15 protein-coding genes are annotated in these 16504 nt (G+C 63.6%); 4 read left to right on the top strand and 11 right to left on the bottom strand.

All coding sequences use genetic code 11. The annotated features are described in order from the left end of the window. The first annotated feature begins 113 nt into the window (after positions 1-113). Positions 114-2294 (top strand): ATP-dependent DNA helicase RecG, encoded by a 2181-nt coding sequence (locus tag ACWA1U_RS13635; protein ID WP_463725051.1) that lies wholly within the window; start codon positions 114-116, stop codon positions 2292-2294. Between the two features lie 6 nt (positions 2295-2300). Here ACWA1U_RS13635 and ACWA1U_RS13630 read toward each other — a convergent pair whose 3' ends face one another. From ACWA1U_RS13630 to ACWA1U_RS13620, 3 genes are all read right to left on the bottom strand, one after another. Further along, positions 2301-2654, bottom strand: a complete 354-nt coding sequence (locus ACWA1U_RS13630; protein ID WP_463722702.1) for a GNAT family N-acetyltransferase — start codon at positions 2652-2654, stop codon at positions 2301-2303. 47 nt (positions 2655-2701) lie between these two features. After that, entirely contained in the window at positions 2702-3034 is a 333-nt protein-coding gene (locus ACWA1U_RS13625) for a hypothetical protein (RefSeq protein WP_463722701.1), read from the bottom strand. A 186-nt stretch (positions 3035-3220) separates the two neighbouring features. Further along, on the bottom strand, positions 3221-3484 hold the full coding sequence (locus ACWA1U_RS13620) for a hypothetical protein (RefSeq protein WP_463722700.1): 264 nt from the start codon (positions 3482-3484) through the stop codon (positions 3221-3223). A gap of 212 nt (positions 3485-3696) precedes the next feature. On the opposite strand from ACWA1U_RS13620, the gene ACWA1U_RS13615 reads away from it, so the two are divergent. After that, a complete protein-coding gene (locus ACWA1U_RS13615; protein ID WP_463722699.1) occupies positions 3697-4560 on the top strand; it encodes a YsnF/AvaK domain-containing protein in 864 nt (287 codons plus the stop codon). A gap of 19 nt (positions 4561-4579) precedes the next feature. On the opposite strand, the gene ACWA1U_RS13610 is transcribed toward ACWA1U_RS13615, so the two are convergent. Together ACWA1U_RS13610 and ACWA1U_RS13605 are read right to left on the bottom strand one after the other, a co-directional pair. Further along, positions 4580-5269: a class F sortase gene (locus tag ACWA1U_RS13610; RefSeq protein ID WP_463722698.1), complete on the bottom strand. Its 690-nt coding sequence runs from the start codon at positions 5267-5269 to the stop codon at positions 4580-4582. Positions 5270-5279: 10 nt separating this feature from the next. Next, positions 5280-6206: a hypothetical protein gene (locus ACWA1U_RS13605; protein ID WP_463722697.1), complete on the bottom strand. Its 927-nt coding sequence runs from the start codon at positions 6204-6206 to the stop codon at positions 5280-5282. A gap of 301 nt (positions 6207-6507) precedes the next feature. Between ACWA1U_RS13605 and rsmD the strand changes: the two genes are divergently transcribed. Continuing rightward, complete coding sequence (gene rsmD / locus ACWA1U_RS13600) at positions 6508-7074, top strand: 16S rRNA (guanine(966)-N(2))-methyltransferase RsmD (RefSeq protein WP_463722696.1); 567 nt, start codon at positions 6508-6510, stop codon at positions 7072-7074. A gap of 199 nt (positions 7075-7273) precedes the next feature. Next, positions 7274-8629, top strand: a complete 1356-nt coding sequence (locus ACWA1U_RS13595; RefSeq protein ID WP_463722695.1) for a UDP-glucose dehydrogenase family protein — start codon at positions 7274-7276, stop codon at positions 8627-8629. 19 nt (positions 8630-8648) lie between these two features. Here ACWA1U_RS13595 and ACWA1U_RS13590 read toward each other — a convergent pair whose 3' ends face one another. From ACWA1U_RS13590 to ACWA1U_RS13565, 6 genes are read right to left on the bottom strand one after another with little or no spacing between them, the layout of a single operon-like run. Beyond that, positions 8649-9758 carry a phosphotransferase family protein gene (locus ACWA1U_RS13590; protein WP_463722694.1) on the bottom strand — a complete coding sequence of 370 codons (1110 nt, stop codon included), beginning with the start codon at positions 9756-9758 and terminating at the stop codon, positions 8649-8651. After that, the gene (locus ACWA1U_RS13585) at positions 9758-10960 is read right to left on the bottom strand and encodes a phosphotransferase family protein (protein WP_463722693.1); all 1203 of its coding nucleotides are present in this window, start codon (positions 10958-10960) and stop codon (positions 9758-9760) included. Before ACWA1U_RS13585 ends, ACWA1U_RS13590 begins: the two co-directional genes overlap by 1 nt. Continuing rightward, the gene (locus tag ACWA1U_RS13580; RefSeq protein ID WP_463722692.1) at positions 10957-12795 is read right to left on the bottom strand and encodes an ABC transporter ATP-binding protein; all 1839 of its coding nucleotides are present in this window, start codon (positions 12793-12795) and stop codon (positions 10957-10959) included. Before ACWA1U_RS13580 ends, ACWA1U_RS13585 begins: the two co-directional genes overlap by 4 nt. Then, a complete protein-coding gene (locus ACWA1U_RS13575) occupies positions 12792-13922 on the bottom strand; it encodes a glycosyltransferase family 4 protein (protein WP_463722691.1) in 1131 nt (376 codons plus the stop codon). The genes ACWA1U_RS13580 and ACWA1U_RS13575 overlap by 4 nt, the downstream gene beginning before the upstream one ends. Continuing rightward, a complete protein-coding gene (locus ACWA1U_RS13570; protein WP_463722690.1) occupies positions 13919-15208 on the bottom strand; it encodes a glycosyltransferase family 4 protein in 1290 nt (429 codons plus the stop codon). Before ACWA1U_RS13570 ends, ACWA1U_RS13575 begins: the two co-directional genes overlap by 4 nt. Beyond that, complete coding sequence (locus tag ACWA1U_RS13565; protein WP_463722689.1) at positions 15195-16394, bottom strand: glycosyltransferase family protein; 1200 nt, start codon at positions 16392-16394, stop codon at positions 15195-15197. The genes ACWA1U_RS13570 and ACWA1U_RS13565 overlap by 14 nt, the downstream gene beginning before the upstream one ends. Between the last annotated feature and the right edge of the window lie 110 nt (positions 16395-16504).

Here is a 16504-nt window from a genome sequence, read left to right as displayed (position 1 = left end):
TGCAGCGGGATTGTCGGCGCGCTGGGCTAAGCTCGCAACGACCATTTGATCGCGACGTGTGAGTAAGATTCGGAAGGACCATGGAGAACAGACGCCCGGCCGAACTCGCAACCATGTTGCATGAGGAGCTTCTGCCAGTAGACGCGATCAAAGCACTTGCCCAGAACCTGGGCATCCTTACCATCGGCCAGCTGCTCAATCATTTTCCCCGAACCTACCTGGACCACCGTGAGCCCACCCCGTTGAGCGAACTCCCGCTGGACGAGGAAGTCACTGTAATGGCGCGGGTCCAGTCTTCGAACAGCCGCCGTATGCGGGCGCGGAAGGGCATGCTGCTGGATGTCGTCATAACCGACGACGACGACGGCAGGCTCGGCACCATGAACCTGACCTTCTTCAATGGGTACAAGGCGGAGCGTGAGCTTCCCCCCGGAACAAGGGCAGTTTTCACCGGAAAAACGGGCAGCTATCGCGGCAAACTCACGCTGACCAACCCCCGCTACTCACTTCTGGGGGATGCCGGTGAGGAGGCGCTTGAGCTGCTCAAGCCCACGCCGGTGTACCCGGCTACTGAGAAATTACCGAGCAAAGACGTGGCCGAGTATGTCGCAGAGTTACTGGACAAACTGGTCCACTCCCAATTGAACGACCCGATCCCCGCTCACATCGCGCGCCGGGACAAATTCATGAACATCACCCAGGCGTACGAGATGATTCACCGGCCAAACCAGGTGGAGGACGCTTACCGTGCACAGCACCGCTTCCGCTACCAGGAGGCATTGGTGCTGCAGACCGCACTCGCACGACGGCGGGCGCTGACGCAGGCCGAGGAAGCGACGTCTCGTCCCCAGCGAGCGGGCGGGCTGCTGGAACAGTTTGATGCCGCCCTGCCGTTCACCCTCACGGACGGGCAGATTGCCGTGGGGGAGCAACTGGTGGAAGACCTTTCGGCCACACATCCGATGAACCGGCTATTGCAGGGGGAGGTGGGCTCGGGCAAAACCTTGGTTGCGCTGCGGGCCATGCTGCAGGTCATCGACGCCGGTGGGCAGGCCGCGCTTCTCGCGCCAACCGAAGTGCTTGCGTCGCAGCACTACCAGTCGATCACCCGGACGCTGGGCCCACTCGCCGAGGGTGGAATGCTGGGTGGAGCAGCAGACGGAACACGGGTGGTGCTGCTCACCGGGTCAATGTCGACGGCACAGCGCCGCCGCGCGATGCTGGATGCCGCATCCGGGGACGCCGGGATTGTCATTGGGACGCACGCCCTGCTCTCTGAAAACGTCACCTTCTTCGACCTCGGGCTGATCGTGGTGGACGAGCAACACCGCTTCGGCGTTGAGCAGCGGGACGCCTTGCGAGCCAAGGCCGCAGCCACTCCGCACGTACTCGTTATGACTGCTACACCTATTCCGCGCACGGTCGCCATGACGGTCTTCGGGGACCTTGACGTCTCCACGCTCACTGAGCTGCCGGCCGGCAGGGCACCCATCACAACCCACGTCGTCGGGCTTTCAGAAAACCCCCATTGGATTGACCGGGTGTGGGCAAAAGCCCTTGAGGAAATCAGTTCCGGGCGGCAGGTCTACGTGGTGTGTTCCAAAATCGGTGGTGCGCAGTCCGACGGAGATGGTCCGGACGCCGTCGAACTCTATGACGGTCCGCCAGCGAGCAGGCAGGAGCAGACCAGCGTCACCGAGTTAATCGAATCCCTCGACGAGGTTGCAGCGCTGGATGGCATCAGTAGGGCGATGCTCCATGGCCGGATGGACCCCGGTGACAAAGCCGAAACCATGATCCGCTTCAACGACAACTCAGTGAGCCTGCTGGTCTCGACAACCGTCATTGAAGTAGGTGTGGATGTCCCCAACGCTACCCTCATGGTGATCATGGACGCCGACCGCTTTGGTATATCCCAGCTGCATCAGTTGCGGGGAAGGATTGGCCGCGGGGGCCATCCCGGCACGTGTCTGCTCGTCACACAATTGGAACCGCAGCATCCAAGCCGGGAGCGGTTGGCTGCCGTAGCTTCGACTACCGATGGGTTCGAGCTGTCGCAGAAAGACCTTGAGCTGCGCCGTGAGGGTGACATCCTGGGTGCCAGCCAGTCGGGCGGGCGGTCGGCTCTGCGCTTCCTCAAGGTCATTCAACATGCGGCTGTGATAGAGAAGGCGCGGGGCGACGCGCAGGCGCTGGTCGAATCCGACTCGACCCTTGCCGAACACCTCGAACTCGCGGAAGCCCTGGACCTCTACCTCAACGAAGAGAAGGAAGCTTTCCTGGAACGCGGTTGAGCGATCTCAGGATGCCCGCGAGATCGTCTTGGAGCGGCCCTTGACCTTCAACGGCAGGAGCCTGAACCGAGCCCGCTCTGCGGTCGGGATCAGGGCGGTCAGTTGTGGGTGACCCACCATGTATCCGCGGACCACCGGGCAAAATGGCATCACAGCGAGCCTGCGCTTATGGAGGTTCTCCAGAACATTGCCCACAAAGTAGGTGTCTAGCTGTGAGCGGCGGAACCGCTGATCGATGATCGTGTGGAGGAGCCATACCTGGCCCTGGCGGGACTCATACTGCAGATGGCCGGCGTTCTCGCCATCGACATATAGCTCGAAGCGGTTAAGCCGGGAATTATCACGTACCGCGGTTCGCATGACTGGATTCCTTCTCGGGACGGATCTGATGAGTTGCGGGGAGCGCTTCACGAGGCAACCTGCAGGGAATTAGCGGGCCGCTGGATTTGGCTGGGGCAGAAGATTGCGGTGTCCAGGCAGAGAACGTCGACGCGCAGGCCGCCGGGTTTCTGGTATTGGCGTGCGATCGTGTGCCGGAGTTCTTCCAGGGCAGGGAGTTCAACGTGGGCTGCGCCGCGTAAATCTATGTCGACACCAATGCCCCCGGCCAGCGACCTCGTCCGTTGAAGTACTGGCAGCAGCGCGCGGTAGTTGGCCATAGTGAGGCAGCCCGCAACTGCGATCACGGCGGACGCGGCGTCCACGTCCAAACGAATAAGTAACCGAAGCTTGTGATCCATGAGATTCCTCCACAGCGAGAATTCTGTGGCTCTCTTCTGAACCTGTTCCGATAATACAGATAATCAGCGTACTTACCAAATACTTAGCACGACTAACTAACAGTCTGGTTTTGAATCGCTAGTCATACCAAAAGCGCCGCCCTTGAGGGGGCGGCGCTTTTGTTGCTGGCGTCCGCGGACTTGAGTCTAAGCGACGCCTTCGTGGTACTGGCGGGCAGTCAGTTCATCAGAAACTGCCTCGTATCGCTCCATCGACCGAAGGTCCGGCGTAGTGGAGTCCAGGTCTCCGAACAGTGTGTCCGATAGCCCCTGCAGTTGAAATTCACTGAGCGAGGATAGTTCGAGTGGAAAGCTGCCTTCCTCGTCTTCAAAGAAGGAGGAGGGGTCGAATGTGGTGCCGAATAGCTGCTGAGAATTTGGCTTTGAGTTCAAGCCCGGATGGTTGTCCATGAACAGGACTCCCTAAGTTTGTTTCTCGGGCGGCTCACTTCTGAACCTTTGGCCAGTCTAGCCGTCTGAGTTCCCAAGGCAACCCTGCGACCGGTTCACAGCACGAAAAAAGAAAAGTAGTAAGCATGCTTCCAATTGAGCCGGAGGTATGTCTAACCTGTTCTCACCGGGACACCTGGGGGAGTCCTCCATGAATAACTCAAGGAGACGCCATGATCACGCAGGAACACATCGACCGCATCCTCGACGGCAACGGAAACGTTGTGGACCAGGACGGAAACAAGATCGGATCGGCCGGCCAGGTGTACGTAGATGACCACACCGGCGAGCCGAGCTGGGTCACCGTGCACACAGGATTCTTCGGCACATCGGAATCCTTCGCACCCCTTCAGGGTGCAGATATGGATGGCGAAGACGTCCGTGTCGCTTGCACCAAGGAACAGGTGAAGGATGCCCCGAAGGTGGATCCGGACCAGAACCTGAGCGAAGCGGAGGAAGAAGACCTTTATCGCCACTACTCGTTGACCCGGCCGGATTCGGGTGGGTACGACGCAGGCCAGCAGGGCATTTACTCCGGCACCACCGGGTCTGATGGTGCGGGAGACAATCGGGCCGGCGTCGTCGTCGGCGGGGATCCCTATGATGCTGACAAGGGGGATCGCACCGTTGGCCACGACACGTCCGGCCCCACAACGGACAATGCAATGACGCGGTCCGAGGAGCAGTTGCATGTCGGCACTGAAAGCCGTGAGACGGGCCGTGCGCGCCTGCGCAAGTACGTGGTGACCGAGAATGTCACCCAGACGGTCCCAGTTCAGCGGGAAGAAGTGCGTATCGAGCGCGAGCCGATCACCGACGCAAACCGAGGCGAGGCCTATGACGGTCCGGCGATCAGCGAGGAAGAGCATGAAGTGACGCTTCACGAAGAGCGCCCGGTGGTTGAGAAGGAAACTGTTCCAATCGAACGGGTCCGGCTGAACAAGGAAGTTGTTACCGACGAGAAAACAGTGAACGAGGAAGTGCGTAAGGAAGAGATCGAGACCGAAGGCACTGACGAAACCCGGCGCGGCTTCTAGCGCGTGAGCGCCTAGCGCCCTAAGGCCTCGGGATGGCCGTGACGACTACGTTCTTGCCCCAGGGATCTTCGGTATAGCAGCTGATCAGGATCAAGCGGTTGGGTATGACGTCCCAGATGTCACTGTCCTTGAGGGTGTCCTTGTCCAGGGTCTCGATGGACCTGACCAGGTAGCGCTGCTCTCCGGTCTCGGTATGGACAACCACCTCGTCTCCCACCTCTGTGTTCGTGCTGAGCAGGTTGAACGGCGCTTCGCGGTCTTCATAGCTGTGACCGGTGATGTACGTGGTGTCGGTTGAGCCTGAACCAGGCATGCCGAAAGTCGTGAGCCAGTAGCCGTCGGGGGTGAAGGGTGGTACCAGCGACCGCGAGGCTTGATCCGCTTCGGTCGGCGTCAGAGGAAGCACTTTCACGTCAAGACCCGCGGATTCGACCACCAGCCGTTGCGGGGCGGATGCGGCAGCCCCGGGAGCAGCCTCGGTGGATCCCTCGCTGCTCGGAGAGGGCGCGGCAGGCGCGGGTGTCGGGGCCGCCGTCGTCGCCGAAGCGGACGCCGTAGGAGTCTCTGCGTCTGGGTCTGCACCGGAAGCAAACACGCCGCTCAACCCGCCAATGAGTGTGAGCGTTGCCAACACCGCCGCCCCCGCCCCCCACCACCGCAAGTGCGGTGGCCGGGAGACGGGGGCGGCGTCGTGCTGTGGATCAGTCATACGGAACAGATTAGCTGCGTGCTGCGCTGCGTCGGCGTACGACGACGGCGCTTGCCGCTCCTACTGCACCGAGAGCCACAAACCCGAGGAGGGCGATGCCCGCTGGATCGGTTGCTCCGGCAGTTGAGACTGCTGCAGTCTGGACGTTCAGGCCACGCTGAGGGGCTGCTACAACAACAGCGGGCTTCACAGCCGCGCCGGAGCAGGCTGCGATTGCAGCGTCGGCAAGAGCGATGAGCTGCGCAGGGTCGGTTCCTTCAGTGGCGCCGAGGGCTGCAAGCAGAGCGTCGATCGCTGCACGAGCTTCCTCGTCCTGAGCTACGAGGGCAAGGATCTCGGGCGTGTTGAAGGCGGCGATGGAGGCCGCCTCAAGTGCTTCGTAAGCAGCCTCTACTGCCACGAAAGTAGGTTCGATTGCAGCGGCGGCTTCCTCGGACTTCCTCTGGGCTTCAGTAACCGCGAGTACGGCTGCATCGAAAGTTCTCTGAGCGGTGGCTTCAGCTTCGATCAGGTCGGGATTTGTCGGGTCAGCTGCCAAGGCTGTCTCGGCGATAGTAAGGAGTTCCTGGGCCTCCTCCTGGTCATCCTGTGCTGCTCGCAGCACTTTGTCAGCCTCTTCGGAGGCGAAGATTGCCTCGTTGATTGCAGTTTCGGCTGCCGCTATCGCAGCTTCCTCATCCGCAAGTGAAGCTTCAGCCGCTGCCCACAGGGCACCGAGCTGAGGGCCGACGACATCGATTACCGCGACTGCGGCACGCAGCTCGTTAGCGATGGTGAGGTCCACTGAGGCGGCGCCAAGCTGCACCCCAAGCGCGCTCTGCGCAGCAAGGCACTCAGCTGAGTTCGGAGCTGCAGTGGCGGGGGCGGCAGCGAAAGCGGAGCCTGTGAGGAGAAGTGCTGATACACCTACGGTGAGCAGGCTGGAACGAGTATTCATGTGTGTGTGTGTTTCTTTCCCTGAGAGTGCCCCCAAGTCCCCCTTGAGCGGCGAGCGCCGGACGCACATTCGCTGAGGCGGTTGCTTTTCGGCTGGACCAATTCGACCATGGCGAAGACAATCCCGCCAGCGCATTCTCGAGCGTGACGGGATTGTCTTGGTAACGATTCGGTACCGGACCGACTAACTCGGGCATGCTGTCCAGCGCTGCCGACAGTCGAAACTGCAGGTTGTTTGCGCGGGAGTGGATGATTCCATCAGCCGAGGCTCCCGGACCAGTCCTGAACTAGGATTTGTCTTCATGAGTCGAATCATCGCCGGTGCCGCAGGGGGAACCACCCTGACCAGCGTTCCGGGACTATCGACCCGTCCAACCACAGACAGGGTGAAGGAAGCGCTATTCTCCCGCCTGGACGCGTACAACATCCTCAGTGGCGCCCATGTCCTCGATCTATACGCCGGCTCGGGTTCCCTCGGCGTGGAGGCCGCCAGCAGGGGAGCGGCAACAGTTGATCTGGTCGAGTCCGCCGAGCGGGCCGCCGCTGTCTGCCGAGCGAATGCCGATTCGATCAATGCCATCCTGGGATGGACCTGTGTACGGGTTCACCGTGCAAAAGTGGAAACCTACCTGTCCCGCGCCGACGAGGGGGAGCTCTGGGACCTGGTTTTCCTGGATCCGCCCTACCCGCTCGAGGACGGGCCGCTTGTCTCCATACTCAAAACTCTGGTGCCACTCCTCGCGGCGGGCGCCGTCGTCGTTGTGGAGCGTTCTTCCCGCTCCGGCGAACCGGTGTGGCCCGCTGGCCTGGACCGCTTCGCCGAGAAAAAGTACGGTGAAACCCGGCTCTGGTATCTCGAGCCGGCTTAAGCGAGCAGCCCCAGCCACCCCACCGGGTATTTCACCGCTGGACACCGAGCCGACAACCGCATCTCATCTAACTCTCATCCCTAGTTCATCTGCGCCCCATGCAGCGTCCGTACGTTTGGTTCTGGAAAGTTCCTTAACGGGATCCACAGGACGTTCACAACACGATCGGCAAATGCACCGACGCGGCAAGGGGTTCGACATGCGGTTATCAGTTATTGGATGCGGCTATCTGGGCGCGGTCCACGCTGCCTGCATGGCGAAGCTCGGGCACGACGTCGTAGGCATAGACGTCGATGCTGCGAAGGTCGCCCGTCTCAACGCCGGCGAGGCGCCGTTCTTCGAGCCGGGGCTTCCGGAACTCCTCGCAGACTCACTCGCCACCGGACGGCTGCGGTTTTCCACGGACATGTCCGACGTCCATGGAGCGGCAGTGCACTTCGTCGCCGTCGGGACGCCGCAGAAACGTACCGAGAACGGTGCGGATCTCTCCCACGTGTACGCGGGCATCGACGCGCTGATTCCGCACCTGCGACCACAGGACATCGTGGTGGGCAAATCGACTGTGCCGGTGGGAACCGCCCGCGAGTTGTCAGCCCGAATCAGTGAGCGGTGCCCTGGAGCTTCCCTGGTGTGGAACCCGGAGTTCCTGCGTGAGGGATTCGCAGTCAGCGACACGCTCGAACCGGACCGGTTGGTTTACGGCCTCGCCGATCCCGCCAACGGAGCGCAGGTGATCCTCGATGAGGTGTATGCGCAGGCGCTGGCCGAGGGCCGCCCCCGCCTCATCATGGATTACGAAACAGCCGAACTGGTCAAGGTCTCAGCGAACGCATTCCTCGCCACGAAGATCTCCTTCATCAATGCCATGGCCGAGGTCTGCGAAGCTACCGGTGCGGATGTGTCCCTGTTGGCCGATGCCATCGGCCACGATGAAAGAATCGGCCGGAAATTCCTGAACGCCGGCCTTGGATTCGGCGGAGGCTGCCTGCCGAAGGACATCCGGGCGTTCATGGCGCGGGCCGGCGAGCTGGGCGCCGATCAGGCCCTGACCTTCCTCCGGGAAGTGGACTCGATCAATATGCGCAGGCGTTCACGGATGGTGGACCTCACCCGTGAAGTGTGCGGCGGTTCATTGCTCGGGCAGCGCATCGCGGTACTCGGCCTGGCATTCAAGCCAAACTCCGACGACGTCCGCGATTCACCCGCCCTCAGCGTCGCTGCGCAACTTCAACTTCAGGGAGCAGCCGTGACCGCCAGCGATCCGCAGGCAGTTCCGAATGCCTCGCGCCGCTTCCCGGATCTGGCCTACACCACCTCCATAGAGGAGGCTGTGCAGAACGCCGACGCCGTAGTGGTGCTGACCGAGTGGGAGCAGTACCGGACGCTTGACCCGAAGGTTCTCAGGGCCTTGGTGGCACGACCGGCCATCGTCGACGGACGCAACTGCCTTGATCCCGGAACCTGGCGCGAAGCGGGTTGGACCTACCGTGCGCTGGGTCGCCCGAAGGCTGCCGCAGCCGCGATGGCGACCGGCGTCGTCGTGCCTGCTTCCTAGGCCTCCCTATCGCGCGGCGCTATGGAGATGTGAGCGCAGCAGCTGAGTTGCTGTGAAGGATCTCTTCGAAACCCTCAAACCATTGGGCAGCCATGGTGCGGTACGGAGGGCGGAATGCGTAGATGCATGCTAGGCGAAGGGCCGTCGCAGCCGTGTAGGCCTGCAACCGCCGAGCCTCGACATTCATGGCAGCCGCTGCCTCGAGGATGTAGCGCTTCGCTGACGAGGCGAGCTCCGCCGACAGCACCCCCTGGGCTACCCGAAAGTCGAGGTGCACCAACACGTTGGCTAGATCCAGGGCGGGTTCTGCGAGAGCGAGAGTGTCGCAGTCGATCACACCGACGGAGCCGGCTGACGGGTCGAAGAGCATCTGTTTGTCGTGAAGGTCGCGGTGGGCCAACACCAGGTGGCCCGTTTCCTCGTCCAGCTTTTCCAACACGCGATCCAGGGCCCGGTTCAACCGCTCCGGAGATACGCCGAGCGCATCGGCCTCCGCCGTGCGTTCGACCCACTGACGGACGGTTCGCCCCTCGTCGGCGGCAGAATATTCTGCCGCTCCCTGACACATGAGCCCTCCCGAGTCTGCGCCTGCCTGCGCACTTGCCGGGTTGCGGGCGAACAGCGGCCAGTGCAGGGACCACAGCTGCCACGCCCTGTCCCACTCGCCGGATGAACCGGCGTCGTGGGCCTGACCCAGCTCGTGCAGGCTCAACCCGGGAACGGCACTGAACGAGACGGAGGCAGCGTCGGTTGAGACGAGGTCGGGCGCGATGAAACCGGCCTGCAGCAGCGTGCGCGCTGCGAACTGATGTGAGGCGCGAACGCCTGCGGATTTGCCCGGCGGAAGGAGCTTCCGATATTGGCCGCCGGAACGGACGACGGCGCGCCGCTTGTACCGGTGGACCAACAGGTCACCGTTGGCAACGGCTTGGGAGAGTCCGGTCAGCCCCGGATCCTCACCGAACGGCGTGATCCGCGCAACCCCAGCGGCGTCGATACTGCCTGCCCGGCGGCGGGCATTAGCGGGTTCCACCGCTTCGAAGATGAGCCTGCCACCACCGCGCGGCCACGCCCGGAGCACTTCCAGGACGGCACCGTCCCGGTCGGTCAGGTGATCGGGGATGTGCATCACCACAGCACGGCCTCGATCATCCCCAGGCGGACCTCCATTTGTTGCCGCCAGTCCGGCGCGCAGGCACGGAACGGCTCCCGCAGGCGGTTCAGCAGGAAGAACACGGTCCAGCCAAGAACCTCGGACCCGTTTGTGGCTCCGGGTCCGGAGCTGTAGCCGTCCAGAAGCGCAGCGACCCGTGGAAGATCAAGCACATCCCGATCACCCGTTCCACCGGCCTCAAGAAGCTCGACGGCGGCGAAACTTCCCAGGTCCGATGCGGCCGCTCCGTAAGTGCATCGTTCGAAATCGATCAGCCTGACTTCCACGGCTTCGCCATCGGCCACCAGGACCTGATCGGCGGAGAAGTCACCATGGATCATTGCCGCGCGCCCGGGCCGTCGCAGCAGTGGCTCCAGGGCGGTGTGGACACGTTCGAGACGCGCTGTGGTCTCCTGGATCAAAGCCGCATTCTCGCGGATCAGGGATTTGAGCCGTCCGGCCGGTGCGCGCCAGGCGTGGCTCTGATGGACGGGTGGTTGACGATGAAGGAGTGACAACGCCTCGCCAGCTGCGTACGAGGGCGCTCCGGAATCCTGAAGAGGGACGGCGCTCAGATCGCCGGAGCCAAACCAGGGCACGTAGTCGATATGTCGGCTGGAAGGCAACTCTGGAGGGAGGGATTGACCCGAAAGCGGGGAAAGTAGCGGCACGCCCTTCGCAGCCAGTTCTTCCAGCATCTCTGGAGTGGTCCAAGCCGTTGAGGCCCTGACCTTGCCCACAAGTGTGGCGCCATCAACGGCAGATGCTGAGAAAACCACTCTCCGGAATGGGTTGTACTTCAATACCTCTATCCCGGGTGTGGCGAAGTAGTCGCCGTGGTGGCGGAAGGGACGCAGCGCCGGGTAGAGGCGCGGATCAAGGGCTATAGGCCCTGAAGCGATCACCGCACCGTCAACCTCATGCCGCTCGAGCGGCAGATCGTGAGTGACAGCCCGCCGGAATGTTTTCCCAAACTTCACTGACGCTTCGGGGCCGTACGCGGCGATCCAGCGGACGCCGTCGTCGTCGTGCAATCTGGCCACAGCGGAGATCCCGCGCTTCCAGCGCAGGTGGCTCGTGCGTACCTCGCGCCCGAGAACCGTGCTCAGTGCCGGGGCGTCGAAGAACAGGTCCAGCGCGGGCAACGCGGGATCCATTGTGGTGGCAGTTGCCCTCACTGCGGACCTCCGACCGGCAGCGGCGGCGCGGTGGGGGCTGGGTCATCTTCGCGTGCGTTGCGCTGCTGCTCAACCCAGCGGGAGAACACCGGATACTGCATGAGGTCCGTTGGGGCTCCATCAAGCAGAACCCGACCCTCCTGCAGCCAGATGATACGGTCACTGCGCAGCGCTACGGATGACTCATGGGTGATCGTGACCGTGGTCTTTCCGGCGGTCAGCGTGGATAAAGCCTCGAGCACCTCAGTACGGGCATCGTGATCCAGTCCCGTAGTGACCTCATCAAGAATCACCACGGGCGCATTCCGGAGCAGAGCCCGGGCGATGGCAATCCGTTGCCGTTGTCCCCCGGAGAGGGTTCCGCCGCGTTCACCGACCACGGTGTCGTACCCGTCGGGGGATGCGGTGATGAAATCGTGGGCCTGTGCCAGCCGGGCTGCGCGCTCAACCTCCTCATCGGTCGAATCGAGCCGGCCGAACCGAATGTTTTCGCGAAGGGTCCCGGTGAACAGCACCGCGTCCTGCAGCACGAGGCTGACATTCGCCCGCAGGGATGCCAGCGTAATGTCCTTCACATTCACCCCGTCCAGGTGCACTGACCCCTCCGCCGGATCCATCATCCGGACAAGAAGGGAGACGAGGGTCGATTTGCCGGAGCCGGATGGTCCAACGATCGCTGTGTTTCGCCCCTCCTGGAGGGACAGATCCAGGCTGGAGAGCACCGCTGGTCCATCCACATACCGCGCCGAGACATTCCGGAACTCCAGTTCACCCCAGACCTTGCCGAGCGGCAGGGCGTCCGGGGCATCCACAATGTCGACCTCTTCTTCAAGCAACTCCGCGACGCGCTCGCCCGAGGCCGTTGCCCGCGCTATGCGCCCGGTGTATTTCGCGAGGTCGCGCAGCGGCTTCATCGCCGTCTTGAGGTACATCAGGAACAGCACCAGGTCACCTGGCGTCATGGCTCCCTGCACTACGCGCCAGCCGCCACCGGCGAGCACGACGGCGGTAGCGACGCCGACAATGACGTCGGTCCTGCGCTCCAGCGCGGCCGCGAGCCGCCGGGACTTCACGCCCTCCTTCAGGGTTTTCTGGTTGCTGCTGCCAAACCGTTCGGCTAGGGTGCGCTCAAGGCCATAGGTCTGCACAACGCGGATGGCGCCCAGGCTTTCCTGGGCGGTGTTGGCCAGCGAGCCTTCACCTTTGCGGGTTTTCCGTGCCGCGACGGTGATCTTTCCCGTGCTGACCCGTGAGAGCAGGAGGAATCCTGAGCACGCCGCCACCACCACGAGGGCGAGGAGCGGGTCCAGCCAGAACATGACGCCGGCCATCGCAACCAGGGTGATGCAGTTGGCGAGCAGCGGCATGCCGGCCGTTACCGCAACCTCCTGCAGCCGGCCCACATCCCCGACCAGGCGCTGAACGGTGTCACCGGTCCTGCTCGCCGAGTGGTAACGCGTCGAGAGGGACTGCACGTGGTCGAAGACCGCGCCGCGCAATTTGGTGGCGACCCGCGACCCCACCAGGGCGAATGCCAGCGTGGCAAAGAAGTTGCACACTGCGCGCCCACCCGTGAAGAACACGAGCGCCGCACCGCAGGCGAGGAGCAGCATCGGCGTGGCCACCGGACCCGTACCGGCGAAATCGGCACCGAGGCTGCGGGTCACGGCGTCGACGACGAACTTCACCGGCCACGGCTCCAGCACGCGGAACGCGACCTCACACAAAAGTACGACGACGCCGCCGGCCATCAGCAGCTTCTGCCCGCCCAGGTGCGGGGTAATGATCCCAAGCGTCCGCCGCAGGGGAGAGGCCGGCTTGCCTGTACGGCTCATACTGGGACTCCTTCGGTGATGCGTTCCAGCACGCTTTCCCAGCTGTGGTTCTCTGTCGCCAGGGCACGCGCAGCCGATGACATCGCGGCGCGGGCGACCGGAGCGGCTGCGAGCTGGTCGATCGCTGCGGCCAGTTCGCGGGGGTCGGACGGTTCAACCAGGAGCCCGGTGACGCCGTCGTCGATTATCAGCGGAACCTGGCCCACGCGGGAGGCGACCACCGGTAGTCCTGCCGCGCAGTATTCGTAGATCTTCAGTGGGGAGAAGTACTGGTCGTCGGCGTTCTGCGTGCGCGGGTAGGGAGCGGCAGCGAGCGCGCATCCGGCGAGCGCTGCAGGAATCGATTCAGGAACGACGGCGCCCGTGAATTCGACGTCGGCGCCAACCTTGGCCGCCAGCTCGCGAAGTTCCCCGCCAAGCGGTCCGTCGCCCACCACCCGGAGGGTCCATTCGCCGGTTCCCGCGGCTTGCGCCTGAATAAGGGTCTCCACTCCGTGCCAGGGTTTGAGTGTGCCGACGAAGGCCACCACCGGTGGTCCCGGGGCTTCGGGAGAAGGGGTTATCCGGTGCACATTGACGCCGTTGGCTACCGTCGTGGTTCGTTCGTGGTGCTGTGGGTCGGTGCGCTCGCGCACCCAGCGGGCCACTGGGTCTGACACGCACACTGTGCGGACAGCCGCCGCGACCTGTGCCCGCAGCGCCTCCAGTGCAGCGGACTCATCATGCAGGGTGCGGTGGATGCGCTGTTCATCGATCAGCGGTGCGTTCACTTCGAGGAAACCCGGGATTCCGAGGGACTTGGTTGCCCGGGCCAGCCCGTCGCTGAACAGCGAATACCGTTCATACACGGCATCGGTACCGTCGGTGATGATCCGGTCCGCGAGCTCGTGTGCTGCAGCCGCCTGCGAGCGCTCCCGGTCGACACCCTTGCCGGTCACGCGCGCTGTCACCACCCGGACGTCCGCGAGATCAGCGGGAACGTCGTTGCCGGCACGGGTGCAATAGATGGTGACTTCCGCGCCGCGTGCGCGCCACGCCCTCACGATTTCCTGAACGTGGACCGATGCGCCCTTGCTTCCGAACACCGGCACGCCCGGGTCTACGCAGAGATAGGCAACCCGCTTCATCGCGCAGCTACTTCCAGGTCAGCCACGCCCGAGGGGTTATCCCCGCGGGAGGCTGCTGACTCGCCGGCTCGTAGACTGCACAGCCTCCGCAGCTCACCGGACTGCATTGACGAGTCAAAGTAGCGCTCGATGAGGGAGCGCGCCGATTTTGCCATACGAACCCGGTTAAACTCAGGCGAGGAAGCGACCAGGAGGGCCTGGATCAGGTCATCGAGGTTGCCCGCGCGGACCAGCAGGCCGGTTCTGTCGCCGTCGTTCCTGGCGAGCACCTCGGGGATGCCGGTGACGTCCGAGCCGATGCACGGAACGCCCATGGCCATCGCTTCGAGCAGCACGGTGGGGAGTCCGTCAGCGTTACCGTCGGCTCCAATGACGCACGGTGCGGCGAACACGTCCGCCCAACGCAGCAGGTCGATGACCTCGCTCTGCGTCCTGGGGCCGAGCAGCATCACCTGCGAATCGACGCCGAGATCCCGAATCTGTAGCTGCAGCGCCTCTGCGAGTTCGCCGCCGCCGGCGATCCGCAGGTCGACCGGCTGACCGGCATCCACGAGTACCTTGACGGCTTCGATGAGCAGCGGAAAGCCCTTCTTTTCGACGAGGCGCCCTACCGCGGCGATCCGGAAAGGGGAGTGGACCGGAGCCGGTGCTTCGAAGGGGAAGCGTTCGAGTTCAAGGCCGTTGTACACGCGGTGGATGGTGCCGGCCGACGACGGAGCCAGCTCGCGCAGGTGACGCAGGTTGAAGTCGCTGACGGTGATGGTGTGCTGGGCCTGGTCAATGAGCCGGATGAGCGCCTGATCATCGACGAGCTCATGGTAGATGTCCTTCGCATGGGCGGTGAAAGAGAACGGGACACCGGTGAGGGCTGACGCAATGCTCGCGGTACGCGCAGCAATGGACCCGAAGTGCGCGTGCAGGTGGGTAATGCCGCGTTCAACAACGCGGGTGGCCAGCTCGATGCCCTGATGGACTTCGGAACCCTCTGCGTCGGACAACCCGGGCAGCAGGGCGGCGAACCTTTGGGCGAAATCGGGGATCACCTGTTGGGCGGCAGTGATGATGGGCCAGCCCTCGGAGAGCTTGTGCGGACGTGACACGTAGGTGACGGGTGCCTGGACGCGGGCCAGCTCGGGGTGGAATCGCGGGTCGATGGGAGGCCGGAGTGAGAAGATCTCAAGCTCCTCACCCGCCGCCTCGCGCGCCAGGATTTCGGTGACGATGAAGGTCTCGGAAAAGCGGGGGTAGATCTTCAGGACGTACCCGACGCGTTCAGACGGCTGCATGGGCGTCCCAATCGATCAAAGGAACAACGCCTGGCCGCGGCTCGCACAGGTCAGCGGCGAATCTTTGTGCAGTGGCCAACCCGTCCAGTTGCACCCCGGTCCGTGGAACACTAGTGCCGACAACGTTGCTCAACCACTCCGTCAGTACGGTTGGGGTGAATTCGTCCGGGTGGGAATAGTCGAGCAGGTGCCTGCGGGCCAACCCGCGTGCCCGGATGAGCTGCTCCCTGCGGGGATGCACCCGTGGAACGATCAGCGCGGGCGTATCCGTGCTCATGATCTCGCAGACGGTGTTGTACCCGCCCATCGCCACGATGGCTGCGGCCGACTGCATTTCCGAGAGCGCGTCCCGCACTGAGCCGACAACGTGGGTGCCGGGTGCCGCCGTTGCTTCGACCTGGGCCCGGTGGTTCTTGGGCATCTGCGGGCCGGTGATGATGAGGTGCTCGTGGTCCGCGGGGACCTCGGCGCGCGCCGCCGTGAGGGTAACGTCGAGTCCATCCGATCCGCCGCCGGCCATGGTGACGACGTACGGCACGGACGTGGCACCCGTACGACGCCGGAGGGGACGCCCCGCGGACAGGTAACCGGTGTACCGCACGAGACCCGCAAGTTCGCGGGGGACTTCGCCGGTACGGACGGGATCGTGCACGGTTGGATCGCCGTAGACCCACACTTCGTCGAATGCGGCCCGGACCTGTGCGAGATCCAGTGCGTCCCACTCGCGACGGACAGTCGCTGGCTGATCAAGGACTTCGCGGAGGCCGAGCACCACCTGGCAGTGTGGGCGCTTCCGCTGCAGGCGTTCCAGCCCGGCAGCCAGTTCGTGGTCGACACCGAAAGGGTGCCGGTCGATGACAACGAGATGGGGACGGAAATCGTCAAGCACGGCTTCGATGAGCGAGGAACGGAGGCGGGTGAGCTTCCCCTGCTTCATTGCGAGGTTCCGCGGAATGTATCCCTCGGGGCCTTTCGCTATGCCGGGAATGACAACCCAATCCCAGCCATCGGGCGCCTCGAAGCGGGTTGCAGCAGCCACGCCGGTGACGAGGATGCCGCTGACGCGCTGTCCCGACTTCCTGAATCCGCTGGTCAGCGAGTGCGCCAGGGCGAGGTTCCGACGGGCATGGCCGAGTCCCTGGGAGTCGTGCGAGTACAGGATGACGCGGAGCGTGCTGCGGGCCATGGTGAAACCTCTATCCCTGCAGCGGTTGGATTCAGTGCCGCAGGTATCCCATTTAGTCAGTCCGCTATGAGACGTTGGTGAGCCGTTCATGAGAGTGCTCTCATTCGCTC

The organism is Arthrobacter sp. TRD_SC_6 (assembly GCF_055361185.1).
This window is presented reverse-complemented; position numbering and strand designations above follow the sequence as displayed.

Bases quoted from the DNA above. Each gene is read 5' to 3' on its own strand.
- ACWA1U_RS13635 (WP_463725051.1), top strand. From the start codon at position 114: ATGTTGCATGAGGAGCTTCTGCCAGTAGACGCGATCAAAGCACTTGCC.
- ACWA1U_RS13630 (WP_463722702.1), bottom strand. From the start codon at position 2,654: ATGCGAACCGCGGTACGTGATAATTCCCGGCTTAACCGCTTCGAGCTA.
- ACWA1U_RS13625 (WP_463722701.1), bottom strand. From the start codon at position 3,034: ATGGATCACAAGCTTCGGTTACTTATTCGTTTGGACGTGGACGCCGCG.
- ACWA1U_RS13620 (WP_463722700.1), bottom strand. From the start codon at position 3,484: ATGGACAACCATCCGGGCTTGAACTCAAAGCCAAATTCTCAGCAGCTA.
- ACWA1U_RS13615 (WP_463722699.1), top strand. From the start codon at position 3,697: ATGATCACGCAGGAACACATCGACCGCATCCTCGACGGCAACGGAAAC.
- ACWA1U_RS13610 (WP_463722698.1), bottom strand. From the start codon at position 5,269: ATGACTGATCCACAGCACGACGCCGCCCCCGTCTCCCGGCCACCGCAC.
- ACWA1U_RS13605 (WP_463722697.1), bottom strand. From the start codon at position 6,206: ATGAATACTCGTTCCAGCCTGCTCACCGTAGGTGTATCAGCACTTCTC.
- rsmD (WP_463722696.1), top strand. From the start codon at position 6,508: ATGAGTCGAATCATCGCCGGTGCCGCAGGGGGAACCACCCTGACCAGC.
- ACWA1U_RS13595 (WP_463722695.1), top strand. From the start codon at position 7,274: ATGCGGTTATCAGTTATTGGATGCGGCTATCTGGGCGCGGTCCACGCT.
- ACWA1U_RS13590 (WP_463722694.1), bottom strand. From the start codon at position 9,758: ATGCACATCCCCGATCACCTGACCGACCGGGACGGTGCCGTCCTGGAA.
- ACWA1U_RS13580 (WP_463722692.1), bottom strand. From the start codon at position 12,795: ATGAGCCGTACAGGCAAGCCGGCCTCTCCCCTGCGGCGGACGCTTGGG.
- ACWA1U_RS13575 (WP_463722691.1), bottom strand. From the start codon at position 13,922: ATGAAGCGGGTTGCCTATCTCTGCGTAGACCCGGGCGTGCCGGTGTTC.
- ACWA1U_RS13570 (WP_463722690.1), bottom strand. From the start codon at position 15,208: ATGCAGCCGTCTGAACGCGTCGGGTACGTCCTGAAGATCTACCCCCGC.
- ACWA1U_RS13565 (WP_463722689.1), bottom strand. From the start codon at position 16,394: ATGGCCCGCAGCACGCTCCGCGTCATCCTGTACTCGCACGACTCCCAG.